This is a genomic window from Lentimicrobium sp. S6, from assembly GCF_013166635.1.
Taxonomy (GTDB): domain Bacteria; phylum Bacteroidota; class Bacteroidia; order Bacteroidales; family UBA12170; genus UBA12170.
Window position 1 is genome coordinate 21,395 of sequence record NZ_JABKBZ010000051.1, and the last position, 18,828, is coordinate 40,222.

At 35.5% G+C, this 18,828-nt stretch carries 10 protein-coding genes, 1 tRNA gene, 3 pseudogenes and 1 riboswitch; of the genes and pseudogenes, 10 read left to right on the plus strand and 4 right to left on the minus strand.

The features are described 5' to 3' along the window. Positions 1 to 8 precede the first annotated feature (8 nt). A complete protein-coding gene (locus HNS40_RS15395; RefSeq protein WP_172282421.1) occupies positions 9 to 629 on the minus strand; it encodes an HAD family phosphatase in 621 nt (206 codons plus the stop codon). Between the two features lie 88 nt (positions 630 to 717). On the opposite strand from HNS40_RS15395, the gene HNS40_RS15400 reads away from it, so the two are divergent. After that, a tRNA-Ile gene (locus HNS40_RS15400) sits at positions 718 to 794 on the plus strand. A 66-nt stretch (positions 795 to 860) separates the two neighbouring features. Here the strand turns inward: HNS40_RS15400 and HNS40_RS15405 are convergent. Beyond that, entirely contained in the window at positions 861 to 2,201 is a 1,341-nt protein-coding gene (locus HNS40_RS15405; protein ID WP_172282423.1) for a sigma-54 dependent transcriptional regulator, read from the minus strand. Between the two features lie 836 nt (positions 2,202 to 3,037). Between HNS40_RS15405 and HNS40_RS15410 the strand changes: the two genes are divergently transcribed. Continuing rightward, positions 3,038 to 5,590, plus strand: a complete 2,553-nt coding sequence (locus tag HNS40_RS15410; RefSeq protein WP_172282436.1) for an adenosylcobalamin-dependent ribonucleoside-diphosphate reductase — start codon at positions 3,038 to 3,040, stop codon at positions 5,588 to 5,590. Positions 5,591 to 5,768: 178 nt separating this feature from the next. Here HNS40_RS15410 and HNS40_RS15415 read toward each other — a convergent pair whose 3' ends face one another. Next, complete coding sequence (locus tag HNS40_RS15415; RefSeq protein ID WP_172282424.1) at positions 5,769 to 7,409, minus strand: tetratricopeptide repeat protein; 1,641 nt, start codon at positions 7,407 to 7,409, stop codon at positions 5,769 to 5,771. A 667-nt stretch (positions 7,410 to 8,076) separates the two neighbouring features. Next, positions 8,077 to 8,185, plus strand: a riboswitch (SAM riboswitch). A 133-nt stretch (positions 8,186 to 8,318) separates the two neighbouring features. On the opposite strand from HNS40_RS15415, the gene metH reads away from it, so the two are divergent. The 8 genes and pseudogenes from metH to HNS40_RS23200 all read left to right on the plus strand — a co-directional run. Further along, positions 8,319 to 11,984: a methionine synthase gene (metH, locus tag HNS40_RS15420; protein ID WP_253916377.1), complete on the plus strand. Its 3,666-nt coding sequence runs from the start codon at positions 8,319 to 8,321 to the stop codon at positions 11,982 to 11,984. Positions 11,985 to 12,055: 71 nt separating this feature from the next. Next, positions 12,056 to 13,009, plus strand: a complete 954-nt coding sequence (gene metF, locus HNS40_RS15425) for a methylenetetrahydrofolate reductase [NAD(P)H] (protein WP_172282426.1) — start codon at positions 12,056 to 12,058, stop codon at positions 13,007 to 13,009. Between the two features lie 320 nt (positions 13,010 to 13,329). Continuing rightward, positions 13,330 to 14,190, plus strand: a complete 861-nt coding sequence (locus tag HNS40_RS15430) for a mechanosensitive ion channel family protein (RefSeq protein ID WP_172282428.1) — start codon at positions 13,330 to 13,332, stop codon at positions 14,188 to 14,190. Positions 14,191 to 14,446: 256 nt separating this feature from the next. Next, a pseudogene (locus HNS40_RS15435) lies at positions 14,447 to 15,166 on the plus strand (amidohydrolase family protein). Between the two features lie 191 nt (positions 15,167 to 15,357). Then, the gene (locus HNS40_RS15440; RefSeq protein ID WP_172282429.1) at positions 15,358 to 15,804 is read left to right on the plus strand and encodes a RimK/LysX family protein; all 447 of its coding nucleotides are present in this window, start codon (positions 15,358 to 15,360) and stop codon (positions 15,802 to 15,804) included. 20 nt (positions 15,805 to 15,824) lie between these two features. Continuing rightward, positions 15,825 to 16,697: a 30S ribosomal protein S6--L-glutamate ligase gene (gene rimK / locus HNS40_RS15445; protein WP_172282431.1), complete on the plus strand. Its 873-nt coding sequence runs from the start codon at positions 15,825 to 15,827 to the stop codon at positions 16,695 to 16,697. After that, the gene (locus HNS40_RS15450; RefSeq protein WP_172282433.1) at positions 16,690 to 17,643 is read left to right on the plus strand and encodes a succinylglutamate desuccinylase/aspartoacylase family protein; all 954 of its coding nucleotides are present in this window, start codon (positions 16,690 to 16,692) and stop codon (positions 17,641 to 17,643) included. The genes rimK and HNS40_RS15450 overlap by 8 nt, the downstream gene beginning before the upstream one ends. A gap of 90 nt (positions 17,644 to 17,733) precedes the next feature. Next, positions 17,734 to 18,222: pseudogene (locus HNS40_RS23200) on the plus strand (DUF21 domain-containing protein); the annotation flags it as partial. A 503-nt stretch (positions 18,223 to 18,725) separates the two neighbouring features. Here the strand turns inward: HNS40_RS23200 and HNS40_RS23205 are convergent. Further along, positions 18,726 to 18,828, minus strand: a pseudogene (locus HNS40_RS23205) (DDE transposase); the annotation flags it as partial.

The following is an 18,828-nucleotide window of genomic DNA, read 5'->3' on the forward strand; positions in this document are numbered from 1 at the left end:
GAAAAGTCCTAATAATTCACCTTTAGTTTTCCATCCTCAAACATATCTAGAATAGAGTCGTTTTGGATATAATGAGTTTTAATCCCAATATTTTTGGCAGCAAAAATATTGGTTTCCAAATCATCTACAAATAGCGATTCAGACGCCTTTAAGTCATTATTTATTAGCAAGCCCATATAAAATTCAGGTTCTGGCTTTCTCATTCCTTTTTCATGAGAAAACCAAACATCCTCAAAGAGACTTCGAAAGTTGAAATATTCATTTAATTCCTCAATAAATCTCATATAATGTATCTCATTACTATTGGATAGAAGGAAGATTCTATAGTTTCTTCCTATGCTTTTTAACAAGTCAAGCTTTTTGGTATCGAAACCCAATAAGAGCCCACACCAAGCATCGTCTATTTGTTGATCGCTAACATTCTTGGGGATGACTTTACGCAATTCATCTCGAAACACATCGAGTTCTAACTCACCACGCTCCATTTTTTCAAAGGTTTTAGCTTGAATTTGGTGTCCATATAGCTCGTCAAAGTTTTCTACACCTAGTTTTTCAAATGCTATTTTGCTGAGGTTGTGGTTAATATCGTAAATTACCCCACCAAAATCAAAGATGATATTCTTAATCATATTATTCTTGCTTTGTATTTGGCAAATATGTAAATTTGCAGCCGCAATTCCAATAAAAGAGTTGTGTTTTCAAGTTTTACTTGAGAAAGGGCCTATAGCTCAGTTGGTTAGAGTAGCTGACTCATAATCAGTTGGTCCCAGGTTCAAGTCCTGGTGGGCCCACCAACTATAGAACCACTAATTTTAATAGATTAGTGGTTTTTTTTCATTTAAAGAAACCTATAGCTAGCTTTAAGATTTATTCTGCATCATGCGGTAAATAGTAGACTTTCCAATATCTAACTTCTGGGCAACTACCTTTATATCGTCGTTATTCTTTTCTAGGTAATACTCCACTATTTTGGTGTTGTATTCTTTTAGGGTCATTTTTTTATTAAACAAATCATCTAATCCCACGGAGGAATTAAAGCTGATGTCTTCTTCTGTTATTTGATCTTCGGTGCTTAATACCAGCGCTAGTTCTATAATGGCCTTTAGTTCTCTTACATTGCCTGGGAATTGGTAAGCGTTCAGTTTTTTTATGGCCTTAGGAGTTAATTCTTTTTTAGGCATCTCGTTTTCTTTGCAAAACTGCTTAATAAAGAACTTAGAAAGGTAAATGATATCTTGTTCTCTTTGTCTTAGGGGTGGGAGTTCTATAGGTAAGCCTAATAATCGGTAATAAAGGTCTTCTCTGAAATTACCATTCTTAACTTCGGTAGCTAAATTTTTATGAGTAGCCACCATGATTCTGCAGTTGGTCTTTATCACCTTATTGCTTCCAATTCTGGTAAACTCTTCTTCTTGTAAAACTCTTAATAGCTTGGTTTGCATATTAATATCCATGTCCCCAATCTCGTCAAGGAATAATGTTCCGCCATTGGCCTCCTCAAATTTCCCTATTCTTCGTCCTACTGCTCCTGTAAAGGCGCCTTTCTCAAAACCAAACATCTCGCTCTCAATAAGCTCTGCAGGAACAGCGGATACATTGAGAGCAACAAAAGGGCATTTTTTACGTGGAGAGTTAAAATGGATAGCTTTTGCAACCAATTCTTTCCCTGTTCCAGTTTCTCCCATGATGCTCACTGAAATCTTCGTCGCCAGTGCTTTTTGCATCAATTGGTAAACTTTAATCATGGCTGTACTTTTCCCTTTTATCAAATTCCGAAAAACAAATTTATCGTTCAATTCTTGTTCTAAGCGCTCCACTTTTCTTTGTAGTAGAACTCTTTCTCTTATATTGCTAATAACTTTGCGCAAACGTTTGGTTAAATCATTGTCTTTCACCAGATAATCATAGGCTCCGTTTTTTAATAATTCAATAGCGGTTGAAACATCTTGTTGTCCACTAACAATGAGTACTGGCACATGTGGAAGTCGTTCCGTAACTTTTTTGAGCAATTCATCTCCATTGCTATCTGGGAGATGGTAATCTAGGGTTATAAAATCGGGTTCTCTGTCTAGTGCATGAAGTAATGAGCTGCCATCGTAAAATACTTCGATCTCAAAATCAGGATTTAAACTCAGTTCGTAGTTTAATCTTTTAGCAAAGATTTTGTCATCTTCAACAATGAAAATTTTGAATGTTTCCATACTTGTTGTATTTAAGTGGGCTAATTAAGACTTGATTTTATTTCTTTTGCAAAAAATGGAATGTGTATCAAATTGAAACAAATATAGGCATTTATTTCAATTTGGGAAAATTCTAAAATTTATAAAAAACCATATTGATGCTTGGTGGTTATCGAGGAGTGTATTGTTAATGTTGGGAGTTTTGATTTCTCAGAAAAGTAATCTCTTTATTGTTTTTATATTTTAAACAAAGAATTGTGAAAAGCAAAAAAATCATTGGAAATATTTAATAGAAACACTTGTTAAAAAGTTATTAATATTTCCATATTTTGGATTCTTCATAGCCAATGCTTTGAGAACCAAATTTAAAGCAATTGCTATGCCGTAATTGATAAAAACAAATTTATTTTTCAAGAAAATATTTTTTAAAAAATGAAAAAAACGTCAAATAATATTTCTTAAGTGTAGTATATACGGTTGTTATAGAGTTGTTTAAAGAAAAAGAGAAAAAAATAATTTGCAATATTTTGTTTTTGTTTTTCCTGTCATTATCAAGCGCTTAATGGATGTGTAATTTTTAATTAACATAGGAATGTTGATAATAAAAACTGTAAAAGCTAAAGAATTCAGCTTAAATTTGGCTTCACAATGCGGAAAATATAAAGCCGTCACAATCAATATCATTTTGTTTTTTTATTAACTTATTTAATTGCCAACTTAGCATGGAGAAAGATTTGTTTGCCAATTTGGGTGTTGAAACGGGGAATGACACCACTCAAGAAAAAACCGACCTGTATACTAAATTAGAATCTAATAGAAACCGTCCAGACATAAGTGAGCCCAAAGAGGTCTTTACTATGGCAGAAGAAAAGATAGCTGTACCATTACAAGCCTATACTCACGAGGAGGTTTTAAAAGCTGCCACAGAATATTTCAAAGGAGATACACTTGCTGCAGGAGTTTGGATGAATAAATATGCTTTAAAGAATTCCGAGGGAGATGTTTTTGAAAAAACCCCTGAGCAGATGCATCGTCGAATTGCTTCTGAGATAGCTCGCGTAGAGAAGAAATATCCAAATCCGATGTCTGAGGAGACTATTTTTGAGCTTCTGGATAGGTTTAAATATATTATTCCAGCTGGAAGTCCTATGGCAGGAATTGGTAATAATCTGCAAGTTTCAAGTTTGTCAAATTGTTTTGTGATTGGTAACGATGGTGAATCTGATAGTTATGGTGGTATCATGAAGATAGATCAAGAGCAGGTTCAGTTGATGAAGCGTAGAGGAGGAGTTGGTCATGACTTGTCTCATATTCGTCCTGCAGGTTCCAAAGTAAAAAACAGTGCTTTGACCTCTACCGGTATTGTTCCTTTTATGGAGCGTTACTCTAATTCAACTCGTGAAGTTGCTCAAGATGGACGAAGAGGAGCTTTAATGTTAAGTATTTCTGTAAAACACCCCGATACAGAAAAATTCATCGATGCTAAGATGGAGCAAGGTAAAGTGACAGGAGCAAATGTCTCTGTCAAAATTGATGATGATTTTATGCAGGCTCTCAAGGAAAACAAACCTTATCGTCAGCAATATCCAATCGAATCTGAGAATCCTAAAGTGGCTAAAGATGTTGATGCTAAAGGATTGTGGGATAAGATTATTCATAACGCTTGGTCTTCTGCAGAACCAGGTATCTTGTTCTGGGATACAGTGATTAAAGAATCTGTACCTGATAGTTATGCTGATATGGGATTTAAAACCGTATCTACCAACCCATGTGGTGAGATTCCACTTTGTCCTTATGATAGCTGTCGTCTTCAGGCCATCAATTTGTATAGTTATGTGGATCAGCCATTTACTGACCAAGCAAAATTCAACACAGAGAAATTTATCAAGCACGTTCATTATGCTCAAAGAATGATGGATGATGTGATTGATTTAGAGATAGAAAAAGTGGATGCTATTATTGCAAAGATTGATAGTGATCCAGAAACAAAGGAAGTAAAAAGAGTAGAAAAAAACCTTTGGGAAAATATTAAACGTAAAACTATTGAAGGTCGCCGTACTGGACTAGGGATAACAGCTGAAGGTGATATGTTGGCTGCTTTAGGTATGCGTTATGGTTCTGATGAAGCGATTAAGTTTTCAACAGAAATTCACCAGCTTTTAGCCACAGAGGCTTATAGAAACAGTGTTAACTTAGCAAAAGACCGTGGCGCTTTCCCTATCTTTAATTATGATAGAGAAGCCAATAACCCTTTTATTAAAAGAATAGGGGAGTCAGCTCCTGAGGTTTTGGAGCAAATGAAAGAACATGGCCGAAGAAATATTGCCATTTTAACCATAGCTCCAACGGGTAGCGTGAGTATTTGTACTCAAACCACTTCTGGTATAGAGCCTGTTTTCTTGGTGTCTTATAAGCGAAGGAAAAAAGTAAATCCTAATGATAGGAATGTAACTGTAAGTTTCGTAGACGAGATTGGCGATAGTTGGGAAGAATATAATGTATTCCACCCAAAGTTTTTGAAATGGTTGACAGTAAAGGGTTATGATACAGATGTAGTAAAGGCATATGATGATGCCGAGTTACAAAAGTTAATTGATATCTCTCCATATAGTAAAGCTACCTCTAATGATATTGATTGGGTAGCAAAAGTAAAAATGCAAGGTGCTATTCAGAAATGGGTAGATCATTCCATCAGCGTCACCGTAAACCTCCCTTCTGACGCTACAGAAGAGTTGGTGAGTAACGTATACCAGACAGCTTGGGAAGCAGGTTGTAAAGGAATGACGATTTATCGTGATGGTTCTCGTTCTGGAGTTTTAGTTTCTAATGATAAAAAAGAAGAGGATGATTCTACTTTTAAAGAAACTCAAGCCCCAACACGTCCTAAAAGATTACAATCTGATATATTGCGTTTCCAAAATGACTATGAGAAGTGGATTGCTGTTGTAGGATTATTAGATGGGAAACCTTACGAGGTGTTTACCGGAAAAGCAGATGATTTCTATTTACCACCTTGGGTGCATAATGGTGAGGTTATTAAATATAAAAAAGAAGGGGAACGTGCTCGTTACGATTTCCAATTCTCCGACAAACAAGGGTATAAGGTAACTATTGAAGGTTTAAGTAGAAGTTTTGACAAGACATTCTGGAACTATGCTAAACTGATTTCCGGAATTCTACGTCACGGAATGCCTTTATACCAAGCAGTAGATTTAATTTCCAATTTAACTTTTGATACAGAAAGTATAAATACCTGGAAGAACGGTGTAGTTAGATCTTTAAAAAAGTATATACCTGATGGAACTAGTGCAGCCAAAAACAAGTGTCCAGAGTGCGACGTGCCCGATGGTCTAGTTTATAAAGAAGGTTGTTTAACATGTAAGCATTGTGGTTATTCAAAATGTGAATAATAACGATTAAAATAAATAGAAAAGCCTCATTCATAATTTATTGGATGAGGCTTTGTTTTATTAGTATAGACAGGGTCACAATAAGAAGTATGAGGAGAGCTTTTTTTGTATAGGTCATGAAATGTATGTAAACCTCGTTACCATGCAATCATTCACATTAGGTAGGCGCCTATCAATACTAAAGCACTTGGGCTTTTCTGGCAGCTTCAATTCTATTTCTTACATCCAATTTGGTGAAAATATTTCGAGTATGGGTTTTTACTGTGGAAACAGAAACGAATAGCTTCTCAGCAATCTCATCATTCTTCAAACCTTTGGAGATTAATAAAAGCACTTCTATTTCTCGTTCTGATAGACCGTATTCTTCTACATTTTTGTAGAAGATGCTTCTTTCATCCTCCTCACTTTCATTCTCGTTTTGGCTCTCGTATTCCTCTATTCTTTGAATATATTCTTGAATATCATAACGCATTTGTTCTACTATTAATCTATTATTCCTACGGCGTAAACGAGAAATAACAATAAACACCGATACTGTAATTAATAAGAAGCCAATGGTTAATAATTGAATGATGTTTTGGGACTTCTGAAGTTTTGCTTTGGTTTGGTAGTTTTGAATTTCTTTGTCTTGGATTTCCTTTTTATAAATGCTTTCTAATGAGGCTATATTTCTTTTGGTTTCCTCACTACGAATACTATCTCTTAGCGTGATAACTGTTTGAAAGCTTTCTAAAGCCAAACGATAGTCTGTAGCTTGAATATAATGATCAGATAAGGCTTGATAAGCTTTGATGCTGATCTCGGGAGTCTCTATATTCTGAGCAATTTCTAGCCCTTTTTGAATGTTTTCGAGAGCTAAGCTTGGCTGTTGTAAATGATCGTAATTGATTCCTGAATTAATATAGGCATTACTCAGGTATCGCTGAACCTTGTATTCTATTAATTTAGGAAATGCTTTTTGAAAGTATTCGTTGGAAGTGATATAATCCCCTTGTTTTTGATAAAGCATGGCCAAATTATAATAATCCACAGAGTAGTCTGCTTTATAATTTCTTTTTAAACCAATCACTAAAGCTTCGGAATAATAATAAAGTGCAGAGTCGTATCGCTCTGTGAGCATAAATGCTTCACCTATATTGCTGAGATCGTAATTGATACCTCGCTGATTTCCATTCTTTTTTTCCAGAGCTAATGCTTCTCGGAAATAGACCATGGCTTTATCGTATTGTTCAATATTGACAAAGACATTCCCGATTCCATTGAGTGAAATGGCAATGTTTTTTTCATTATTGATGGAGCGAGCCATTTTTAATGCCTCTAGATAATATTTCATGGCTTCTTGCTCATGATTAAGCTTTCTCAATACTACGCCTAAATTATTCAAGCACCTTAAAGTACCAAAAGTATCTACTACTTGCCTGTAATAATTTAAGGATTTCATGTGTTCAGTTAGAGACTCTTGAAAATTAGAATGGTATCTAAAATTTAATCCTTTTCTGTCATGACCATATGCTAAGCCTTCTTTATAGTCTAGATTTTCGGCCATAAATATTGCTGTGTCTAATATATCAAAACGAATAGGACGGGCTTTTAGTGATTTCCTATAAATATTCAATAAGACATCGACTCTTGATTTGGTATTTGGAAGTGATAAGGCAGCATCGTAAATAGAATCTATTTGTTCTGCTTTAAGTTTGGTGTCAAGAATCTCATTGAAAGGCAAAGAGTAATCAGTAGTATTGACCTCTTTATCCTCACAGGAATAAAGGCTAAGTAGTAAGGATAAAATCAATAAGACATTTCTTCCTAGAATTGGCATAATGCTAAAAGTGTTACATGTCATTTAAGATGGCTAAATTAGGAAATAATATGATATCCCTTAGATTCCATTCGAAGCTTAATATTTAAAAGGTTTTAATAATGTATTTAAGTCAAGAGTTTTGGAATCTAGGCTCTACAGGTAAGTCCCATGCTTTTGTTAGTCCACAGATTTCTAATGACCTAGGCTTAGTAAACTCACTGAAAGTAATTAACACAGATTACCAACAGAGTGTAGCTTTGCTGAACTCTGTTGGGAGAAATAATCCGTGAAAATGAGTGGGATTAACAGACAGTTTTTCTTTTTTTTAAATAATCTCTGATTTTTTAAATATAATGATAAGCATGAATTTGCCCTGCTAGGTTTTGTTGCATGCCAGCTTTATTATAATTTAGATTTGTTTGATGTAGACCTTTTCTGTTAAATCACTCCTAAATTTCAAGTACATAAGCCCATTTTCAAAAAATAATTATCTTTGCAGCAGAATTCAAATATTCCTTTCAAAAAATGGGTTTATGAATTTTAGTCAACAAGGCTTTGATAAGAAATTGTTAAAGACGAGACTTTCGAAATATTGATTATTTTGAGTTTACATTGGTAAATGATGAATAAGCAATTTGAGAGTAACGAAGTATTTGACTTTTTCTTAAATCCATTAGGTTTGTTTGATTTATAAAGAAGAGTGAAGAGATCAGGCTCCGAGAAGCTCTGGCAACCTGCCTCAACAGCAAGGTGCCAATACCTGATTTCGGGAAAATCCCGGAAGATTATAAATGAATAAACTTTGTTTCATGTATAAACGAATGCAAATTTTCATCTAAAGAAACATCGCCTATTAATGATGTATTTCTGATGTCCTTATGAGAACGATTTCTCATGACTGCTCGTGCTATATGCAAAACAAAGATAATGCTTGAGGTTATGAATGTAAAAGAAGAATTAAAAAAGAGAATACTAGTATTGGACGGTGCTATGGGTACCATGATACAAAAACATAAATTTACCGAGGAGGACTATCGAGGAGAGCTATTTAAAAATTGGCATTCTAATCTTAAAGGGAATAACGACCTTTTATGTTTGACTCAACCAGAAGTGATTAAAAATATTCATAAAGAGTATTTAGCGGCCGGAGCCGATATTTTAGAGACCAATACTTTCAATGGAACCTCCATTTCCATGGCAGATTACGATATGGAGAAATATGTGAGAGACATTAATTTAGCTGCAGCCCGAATTGCCAAAAGCGCAGCCGATGAATTCACAAAACAGAATCCTCTAAGACCTCGTTTTGTAGCTGGTGCTGTTGGTCCAACCAATAAAACTACAAGTCTTTCACCCGATGTGAACAATCCAGCTTTTAGGGCGGTGAGTTTTGATGAAATGAAGACTTCCTATTATGAGCAATGTGAAGCTTTGATGGATGGTGGTGTTGATGTTTTCCTATTGGAAACTATTTTCGATACCCTAAATGCAAAAGCTGCCTTAATGGCCATGGAGGAGCTTTTCGATGCAAAAGGTAAAAGAATTCCTGTGATGATAAGCGGCACCATTACCGATAATAGCGGTCGTACTTTGAGTGGACAAACCGTAGAGGCTTTCTTCGATTCTTTGACTCATATCGATATTCTGAGCATTGGATTTAACTGTGCTTTTGGAGCTGAACAAATGAGACCTTATTTAGCGGAATTGTCAAATAATAGCCATATTCCTGTAAGTGTGTATCCCAATGCGGGTTTGCCCAATCAGTTTGGGGAATACGACGAGAGTCCTGAGAAAATGGGTATTCACATGAAAGACTTTTTAGATAGCGGATTTGCCAATATCATTGGAGGATGTTGTGGTACTACTCCAGCGCATATTGCTGAAATGGCTCGATATGCTCAAGAAACTCAAGTACGAAAATCGGCTACTCAAGATAAATTTACCCATTTAAGTGGCTTGGATGCCCTAAAGATAACTCCTGAAATCAATTTTGTAAATATTGGAGAACGAACCAATGTGGCTGGAAGTATCAAATTTGCAAGACTCATCAGAGAGAAGAAATATGAGGAGGCCCTCACTGTTGCTGTCGACCAAGTAGAAGGAGGCGCTCAGATATTGGATGTTTGCATGGATGATGCCATGCTCGATGCAGAACAAGAAATGACTACTTTTCTTAATTTGATGGCTTCGGAACCAGAAATTGCTCGTCTTCCCTTTATGATTGATAGTTCTAAATGGTCCGTGATAGAAGCTGGTCTGAAATGTGTGCAAGGAAAAGCCATTGTAAACTCCATCAGTTTGAAGGAGGGAGAGGAGGTTTTCTTAAAACATGCCGCAAAAGTTAGAAAATACGGAGCAGCAGTAGTGGTGATGGCTTTTGACGAAGAAGGACAGGCAGATACTTTGGACAAGCGAAAACGAGTTTGTAAACGAGCCTACGATTTGTTAGTGGAGAAAGTAAACTTCCCTCCTCAAGATATCATCTTCGATCCCAATGTACTGACTATTGGAACCGGATTAGAAGAGCATGCCAATTATGCCATCGATTTCATTGAAACCATCAAATATATTAAGCAAGAATTGCCATTGGCGAAAGTGAGTGGAGGGATTTCTAACCTGTCTTTTTCCTTCCGTGGACATCAAGAGGTGAGAGAAGCCATGCATGCTGCTTTCCTTTATCATGCCATTCAAGCTGGATTAGATATGGGAATAGTAAATCCAGCCCTGCTGCAAGTTTATGATGAGGTAGAGCCTGAACTTCTGAAAAAAGTGGAGGATGTTATATTTAACCGCTCCGCTGATGCTACCGATGAATTGGTGATATATGCCGAAAGTATTAAGAATAGAGGAGGTGAGCATAAAGAAAAGAAGCAAAAAGAGTGGAGAAGCTTAGCCGTGAACGAGCGATTGAGTCATTCTTTGGTGAAAGGAATTACAGAGTTTTTAGAAGAGGATTTAGAAGAATCTCGTCAGCAATTCGACTTTTCATTAAACCTAATCGAAGGCCCTTTAATGGATGGTATGAATGAAGTTGGTCAGCTTTTTGGAAGTGGAAAAATGTTCCTTCCTCAGGTGATTAAGTCGGCTCGAGTAATGAAAAAAGCTGTGGCATATTTGCTTCCTTATATTGAAGCTGAAAGTACCGGCTTGTCTACCTCTGCAGGAAAAGTTTTAATGGCTACCGTAAAAGGCGATGTTCATGATATTGGAAAAAATATAGTGGGCGTTATTCTTTCTTGTAATAATTACGAAGTGATTGATTTGGGCGTGATGGTGCCTATGGATAAAATCCTCCAAATCGCAAAAGAAGAAAAGGTAGACGTGATAGGATTGAGTGGATTAATTACTCCTTCCTTAGAAGAGATGGTGAGCATTGCAGAAGAAATGCAACGGTTAGAATTAAATATTCCCATACTCATTGGTGGTGCCACTACTTCAGAAATTCATACAGCAGTTAAAATAAGTCCAGCTTATAATCAGCCTGTGATTCATGTGAAAGATGCTTCTTTATCTGTTGGCGTTTTATCTCATTTGCTTTCTCCTTCAAAGAAAGAACAATGGCTAGAAGAGGTGGAAGCTAAATATGAGGCTACCAGACAACGATATGAAAAGCGTCATAAAGAAAAAAAATATGTGAGTCTGGAGAAGGCCAGAACACAGAAACCAAAGGTAACTTTTTCCAAAGAAAATATTGTGGAACCAAAGCAGTTGGGAAGTTTTCATCTGGGTGATTTCCCTTTGCAAGATATTGTAAAATATATCGATTGGACTTTCTTCTTTCAAGCTTGGAGAATACCAGGGAAATATCCCGAGATCTTTGAGCATCCTGAAAAAGGAGAGGAGGCATCGAAGCTATTTGCCGATGGACAAAAAATGCTGAAGCAGATTATTGAGGAAAAATGGTTGAGAGCCGAAGCTGTATATGGTTTATATGCGGCAAATAGCCAAGAGGAGCAAGTTGAAATTTATACGGATGCTTCTAAAAAAGAAGTCTTAGAGCAATTCGAGTTTTTGAGAAATCAAGAAGAACGAGATGAGCCCAACTATTCATTGGCAGACTATATTGCATCTAAAGATAGTGGCTTGACGGATTATTTAGGTCTATTTGCAGTAACAGCTGGAATAGGAATTGAGAAAAAGTTGGAGGAGTTTGAAAAAGATCATGATGACTATTCTCAAATTATGCTAAAAATACTCGCCGACAGATTGGCTGAAGCATTAGCAGAACTATTGCATCACAAAGTGAGATTGGAAAACTGGGGATATGCACCAGAGGAGGATTTTGATATCAGCACCATCCTCAAAGAAACTTATCAAGGTATACGACCCGCACCAGGCTATCCTGCTTGTCCTGACCATTCGGAAAAAGAAAAGATTTTCCGTTTGTTAGAAGCCAGAGAGAAAGCTCAAATTGAGTTAACAGAAAGTTATGCCATGTATCCAGCTGCTTCGGTAAGTGGTTATTATTTTGCCCATCCTGATAGTAGATATTTCATGGTGAATAAAATACAAGAAGACCAAGCCACAGCTTATGCTGAAAGAAAAGGAATGAGTTTGGAAGATTTAAAGAAATTATTGAATCAGAATGTGTAAAAGCTCGAAGCTAGGAGTAACACAACTCTCCTGAGTTGTGTTCATACTTTGAATATATAAATAAGAAGAAAATGAAAGTAATAGATCATATAAATAAGTCAGATAAAACATTATTCTCTTTCGAATTATTGCCACCATTGAAAGGGGAGCATTTTGAGCATATAGAGGGAAAAATCAATCAACTATTGGAGTTTAATCCCAGTTATATCAATATCACTTACCATCAACAGGAAGTAGAATACGAAACCTTGAGTAATGGCCTTTTGAAGAAAAGAACAGTGCGTAAGCGCCCTGGGACAGTTGGTATTTCTGCGGCCATTCAATACAAAACTCAAATTGACGTGGTTCCCCATTTAATATGTGGAGGTTTCACCAAGGAAGACACGGAGAATGCGCTAATCGATTTACACTTTTTGGGCATCGATAATCTCCTTCTTTTGCGTGGAGACCCACCTGCGACTCAAAAATTCTTTAAACCAGAACCAGAGGGAAATGCCTATGCTGTTGATTTAGTAAAGCAAGTAAAAAACATGAATAATGGAATTTACTTAGATGAGAATCTGATGAATAATCATCCCTCTGATTTTTGTATTGGAGTAGCAGGTTATCCAGAAAAACATCCTGAAGCAGCCAACCGCCCATCGGACTTAAGATATTTAAAGGACAAAGTAGATGCTGGAGCCGATTATATTATTACTCAGATGTTTTTCGATAATAAGAAATTTTTCCGTTTTGTGGAGCAATGCAGAGCTGCTGGAATCACTGTGCCTATCATTCCAGGCTTAAAACCCTTTAGCTCCAAAAAGCAATTGCTCACCTTGCCTCAGATTTTCCATATCGATCTTCCAGATCAACTGGTTAACTCTTTGGTGAAATGTAAAACCAATGCCGAGGTTTATGAAGTAGGAATCGAATGGGGAATACAGCAAAGTAAGGAGTTGATAGAATATGGTATTCCAGCCCTTCACTTTTATACTATGGGAAAAGCTGATAATATTTGCCGTATTGCTAAGGAGATATTTTAAACTGATTTAGTGTCGAGACTCCTCCTTTTTTTGTTTTATCTTATCATTATAGTTTTACTAAATCAAGAAAATATTTAGCAAATATTATATTTTCAAGATTATAATATTGGCTAAGGGATTTAAAAAGAACTTATCTTTGGTTGGCATTGTTAAGTATGGGATGCATAGAAATGCTAACTGTAGCTAATTTGATAGTTTCATATGGTCATTTAGTTAAAAGCTAATTGTATAGACAATAATTGTAAGGGAATTTATTTTGAAAATAAGGGTCTGTAAATGATGATTAGAATTTGACCTTTGGTTAAAAACAAAAAGATAACATGAATGCAATTAAGGATTTTTTGGAATTCGACCTTTATAATCTAGGGGAGTATAAAATAGAGGTTTATACCTTAGTAACCATTTTGCTTATAGCTTTGGTCACCAGGTTCATACTTTGGTTAATAAAGAAAGCACTTGACCGAAAAAATAAATTTAATAAACTAGATAAAGGGAATACCTATGCATTATTTCAAATCATTAAATATGTGATTTGGGTGATTGCCATTGGATTGATTTTAGAGACCATAGGAATAAAGGTAACGGTGTTGATAGCTGGGTCTGCTGCGCTATTAGTAGGGATTGGATTAGGTTTACAGCAAACATTCAACGATGTGATATCAGGTATTATATTGCTCTCAGAAAAATCAATAAAAATTGATGATGTCCTACAAATCGATGGTGATGTGGTGAAGATTCAGAGCATAGGCCTACGAACATCTAAAGGCTTAAATACGGATGATATTTCTATCATTATTCCCAACTCCCTAATTACGACCAATAAAGTCATAAACTGGAGTCATCAAACTAAGAAAACTCGATTTAGAATTGATGTAGGTGTAGCCTATGGCTCCGATGTGGGTTTAGTGATAAAAACTTTAGAAGAAAGCGCATTTGAACATCCAGATGTAACAGATAGAGAGCTGACTGAGGCCAGACTAGTGAATTTTGGAAATTCCTCATTAGATTTTCAGGTTTTGTTTTTTAGTAAAAACATATACCGAATCAATAAAGTTAAGAGTGATATTAGAAGAATTATTAATCAAAAGTTTTCTAAAAATAACATTTTGATACCCTTTCCTCAAATGGACTTGCACTTTAAATCAAATTTTCCAGAAGTATTGAATAGGGATGGAGAATAAAATATTTTCATTACTAAGACTTTAACTCTAAAGGGTGCTAAAGTAATGGAGCCCTTTGTGGTTAAGCAAATTATTCTTAAATTTGGTATTCGAATATAAGTTGAATCCTTGGAAGTTTATTCTTTAAAATTACTCAAAAACAACCTCAAAAACACCGATAACAAAAATGATTATAGACGTACATGTGCATCTAAATAATTACCACGAAGATAGAGTTATTTCCTTGGAACATAGTCTTAATGTTCTTACAGATAAGATGTTAGAATGTGGTATTGATTATTCATTAGTTCTGTCATCTTATAAGGTAAACGAACATCGGCCAAGCACAAGACAAGTGGTTGAAGCCATTAAAGGGCGTAATAATTTAGGGGTGGTTTCGGGGATTAGTTACCTGCACTACAACCATAGAGATGTAAGGGAAATAGGCGAGTATTTAGAAAATGGTTTTATCAAGGGTTTGAAACTTTATCCAGGTTATGAGCCTTTCTATCCAAACGATAACAGATTGAAATTGATATATGAAATGGCTATAGAGTATAATGTGCCAGTCATGTTCCATTCTGGAGATACCTATGCGCCAACAGGGAAAGTTAAATATTCTCATCCTTTGCATATCGATGATTTGGCAGTTGATTATCCAGATTTAAAGATAGTGATTTGTCATATTGGGAATCCATGGATTAAAGATTGTATGGAGGTAGTCTATAAGAATAAAAATGTGTATACAGACATTTCAGGTTTGGTATTAGGTGATTTTTCCGATTAGTTTGAACGTTATATGAAGAAGGAAATTGAAGAAATGATTACTTATGCTGGAGACCCTAGTTATCTATTGTATGGTACTGATTGGCCCATTTCCAATATGGAATCCTATTTGAAGTTCATGAGCCAATTGGATTTGGAGGATGAAAAAAAAGATTTAATTCTGTGGAAAAATGCGGCTCAGCTTTTTAATATTGAAGTGGATAAACTTTAACCTGACCTTTCAAACCTAGGTGCTTTTAATGAGAAAAATAATTATGGAAAAATGAATAATTATTTGTTATCATTGTTTTTGGGTTCTTTGATCATGAGCGTTAGGAAATCGTACCATAATGATGATGTAGAATACCTGAAATATAATACTTATCATGCGGATACTGTTTTGTATTAATAAATTAACTATGTATGGAAACAATTGGAAGAATCGATAAAGCAGATTTTCCTGAGTTAAAACTAAGAAATATCAGTATCAAAGTTGATACCGGAGCTTATACCTCATCTATTCATTGCCATCATGTAAAAGAAATTGATCTAAATGGTGAGAAGTATATTGAATTTGAACTTCTAGATCCTTCACAAGCCAAGTATATTGATAAGGTTTTTAAAGTTAAAAACTACCAGGAGAAATCCATAAAAAGCTCTTTTGGAAATACTGAGCAGCGGTTCATTATAACAACAATTATTGTGATTTTCGGCCAAGAACATCCAATAGAATTGTCCCTTAGTGAGCGAAGTGATATGAAATACCCCATATTACTAGGAAGGAAGTTTCTGAGCCATCGTTTTGTGGTGGATACTTCCCTAAAAAATGTCTCCATCAAATTAAAAAGGGAGAAAAAGAAAAACATTTAGTTTCATAGAAAAAATAAATAATGAAAATTGCAATTTTATCACGAAATACAAAGTTATATTCTACCCAAAGATTGGTAGATGCCGCTCAAGAAAAAGGCCACGAAGTTATTGTTATCGACCACTTAAAATGTGTCATTGAATTAGAGAAGAAATCCCCCAGAATATACTATAATGGTATTTATTTAAATGATATCGATGCTATTATCCCAAGAATTGGAGCATCTGTTACCTTTTATGGAACGGCAGTAGTTCGTCAGTTTGAAATGATGAATGTATTCTCTGCAGTTAAGTCTCAAGCTTTAGTTAATTCAAGAGACAAATTGAGGAGTCTACAAATTTTGGCCAAGTCGGGTGTTGGTTTACCCAAAACAATATTTACAAATTATGCAAAAGATGTAGACCATGTTATTGAGTCAGTAGGTGGCGCACCATTGGTGTTAAAATTATTAGAAGGAACTCAAGGTTTGGGAGTGGTATTGGCAGAGACTCACAATGCCGCAAATTCAGTTATTGAAGCTTTTAATGGCTTAAAAGCTAGGGTTATTGCTCAGGAATTTATAAAGGAAGCCGGAGGAGCTGATATCCGTGCATTCGTGGTGGATGGTGTTATCGTTGGCGCTATGAAAAGACAAGGTAAAGATGGCGAATTCCGCTCTAATTTACACCGAGGAGGTAGTTCTGATATTATAGAATTAACTGATCAAGAAGAATTAACCGCCATTAAAGCGGCAAGAGCAATGGGGCTTGGAGTGGCTGGAGTGGATATGTTGCAATCAGAAAAAGGACCTTTGGTTTTAGAAGTAAATTCATCTCCAGGTTTAGAAGGAATCGAAGAGGCAACAAAAAAAGACATTGCTAAAGAGATTATAAAATATATAGAAAGAAATGTCTGATAGCAAATTCATTCTCTTAGGTCAGGAGATTAAAAAAGGGAAAAGAACGGTTCTCGATTTGGATGTTGCTAGGCTTCATACCAGAAATAGTTTACGTATTCCCATTATTGTGGAGCGCTCCTTACATGATGGACCGGTATTGCTGCTCTTAGGTGGAGTGCATGGCGATGAAACCAATGGGGTTGCTATTGTACGCGAAATCATTAGAAAAAAATATAATAAGCCTAAAAGAGGAACCGTTATTTGTATTCCCGTTTTTAATATATTCGGCTATTTAAATCAATCTAGGGAATTCCCTGATGGAAGAGATTTAAACAGAATGTTTCCGGGTACAGCTAGTGGTTCTTTGGCGAGTCAATTTGCCCACAAATTCTCTAAAGAAATAGCCCCATTTGTTGATTATGTTTTGGATTTTCATACTGGAAGTGCAGGAAGAGAGAACTTCTCTAATGTTAGATGTGTTTTAAAACAAACGGAATCCTTTGAATTAGCAAAAGTATTTGGTGCACCCTATATCGTAAACTCTACTTATATTCCTAAATCAATACGAGAATCTTTCAATAAAAAGGGAAAAACTATTTTATTATTTGAGGGAGGTAAAGCCTTAGAATTAGATCAATCAGTGATTGACTGTGGAGTTAATGGAGCCATGAATATTATGAAGCATCTAGGCATGCAGGAAGGAGAAGTTAAAGTTGGAAAAGCACCAACTATTATTGAAAAAAGCAAGTGGTTGCGTGCTCCTGATTCTGGAATGTTTAAGTCCTTGGTGAAAAATGGAAGTCAAGTGAAGTATAAAGAAGTGATAGCTAAGGTTTTCGACCCTTTTGGGGAGTTTGAGAAAAATGTACTTGCACCTTTCGATTGCTATATTTTTGGGATGAATACTTCTCCTATTGTATATAAAGGGGATGCCATTTTTCATGTGAGCGAGGAAACAAAATAAATTTAACTGAAGAGGTTAAATGGCGTCAAAAAGCTTCAATATGGTATGGAATTCCAAAAGATTAATTAAATGGGGTGATAATTCGTAATTATGAATGAGATACTTATTTGGGTAGGGATCTTTTTTTGCTTGTCACAATCAGCCATGTTTTCTGGACTGAATTTGGCTTTTTTTAGTCTGACACGACTTAGGCTCGAAATTGAAGCGGAAGCATCTGCTATGAAAGGTGCAGACAAGGTATTGTTGATGCGTAAAGATTCCAATTTTCTTTTAACAACCATTTTATGGGGCAATGTATCTATTAATGTATTATTAACTTTACTTTCGGATTCTGTGATGGCAGGATTCATTTCCTTTGCTTTCTCTACAGTGATCATTACTTTCTTTGGAGAAATTATTCCCCAGGCCTATTTTTCAAGAAATGCCTTGCGTATGGCTTCATTTCTTTCTCCTGCTTTGAAATTTTACCAGTTCCTTTTGTATCCTGTGGCAAAACCAAGTGCCCTATTATTAGATAAATGGTTGGGTAAAGAATCGGTTCAGTATTTCGAAGAAAACAGTATTAAGCTATTTATTAAAAAACACGTGGAAGGCAGTCATAATGAAATTGACCATGTGGAAGGCTTGGGCGCGATTAATTTCTTTTCCATAGATGATATAAAAGTAATTCATGAAGGGGAGGAACTTCACGATGAAAGTATTATCAGTTTGAAAAGTGAAGATGGTAAAATCATCTTTCCAAAATATAAATGCAGTCAAGACGATGACTTTATACAAAGAATAAATAAATCAGGAGAAAAATGGGTGGTATTTACGGATGAAAAAAATGAACCCAAATTGGCCCTAGATACTGATGCATTTATTCGTTCTGAGTTGTTTTGCAAGGATTGTAAAGGGATAGAAGCATATTGTCATCCTCCATTTGTGGTTGGAGATGAACAATCAAATTTGGCTATGGTGATTAAAATGCTGAAAAATCAAATCGATATTCATTCAGACCTTCCTCTCGACAAGGATATTGTATTATTTTGGAATGAATCAACTAAGAGGATTATTACGGGTCAAGTTAATTTTTATGGGGACTACGAAAAAAGCTTTGATAATCTAAAGAGGAAAAACGATACATCCGTAACGCCTCTGAGGTTAGATCTAAAAAGCTTTATTTTAGCATTGAAAGATTCCGCA

What these genes read in the sequence shown, in the direction of transcription:
- metF (WP_172282426.1), top strand. Translation starts at nt 12,056, where the DNA reads ATGAAAGTAATAGATCATATAAATAAGTCAGATAAAACATTATTCTCT.
- HNS40_RS15395 (WP_172282421.1), bottom strand. Translation starts at nt 629, where the DNA reads ATGATTAAGAATATCATCTTTGATTTTGGTGGGGTAATTTACGATATT.
- HNS40_RS15405 (WP_172282423.1), bottom strand. Translation starts at nt 2,201, where the DNA reads ATGGAAACATTCAAAATTTTCATTGTTGAAGATGACAAAATCTTTGCT.
- HNS40_RS15430 (WP_172282428.1), top strand. Translation starts at nt 13,330, where the DNA reads ATGAATGCAATTAAGGATTTTTTGGAATTCGACCTTTATAATCTAGGG.
- HNS40_RS15415 (WP_172282424.1), bottom strand. Translation starts at nt 7,409, where the DNA reads ATGCCAATTCTAGGAAGAAATGTCTTATTGATTTTATCCTTACTACTT.
- HNS40_RS15440 (WP_172282429.1), top strand. Translation starts at nt 15,358, where the DNA reads ATGGAAACAATTGGAAGAATCGATAAAGCAGATTTTCCTGAGTTAAAA.
- HNS40_RS15410 (WP_172282436.1), top strand. Translation starts at nt 3,038, where the DNA reads ATGGCAGAAGAAAAGATAGCTGTACCATTACAAGCCTATACTCACGAG.
- metH (WP_253916377.1), top strand. Translation starts at nt 8,319, where the DNA reads ATGCTTGAGGTTATGAATGTAAAAGAAGAATTAAAAAAGAGAATACTA.
- rimK (WP_172282431.1), top strand. Translation starts at nt 15,825, where the DNA reads ATGAAAATTGCAATTTTATCACGAAATACAAAGTTATATTCTACCCAA.
- HNS40_RS15450 (WP_172282433.1), top strand. Translation starts at nt 16,690, where the DNA reads ATGTCTGATAGCAAATTCATTCTCTTAGGTCAGGAGATTAAAAAAGGG.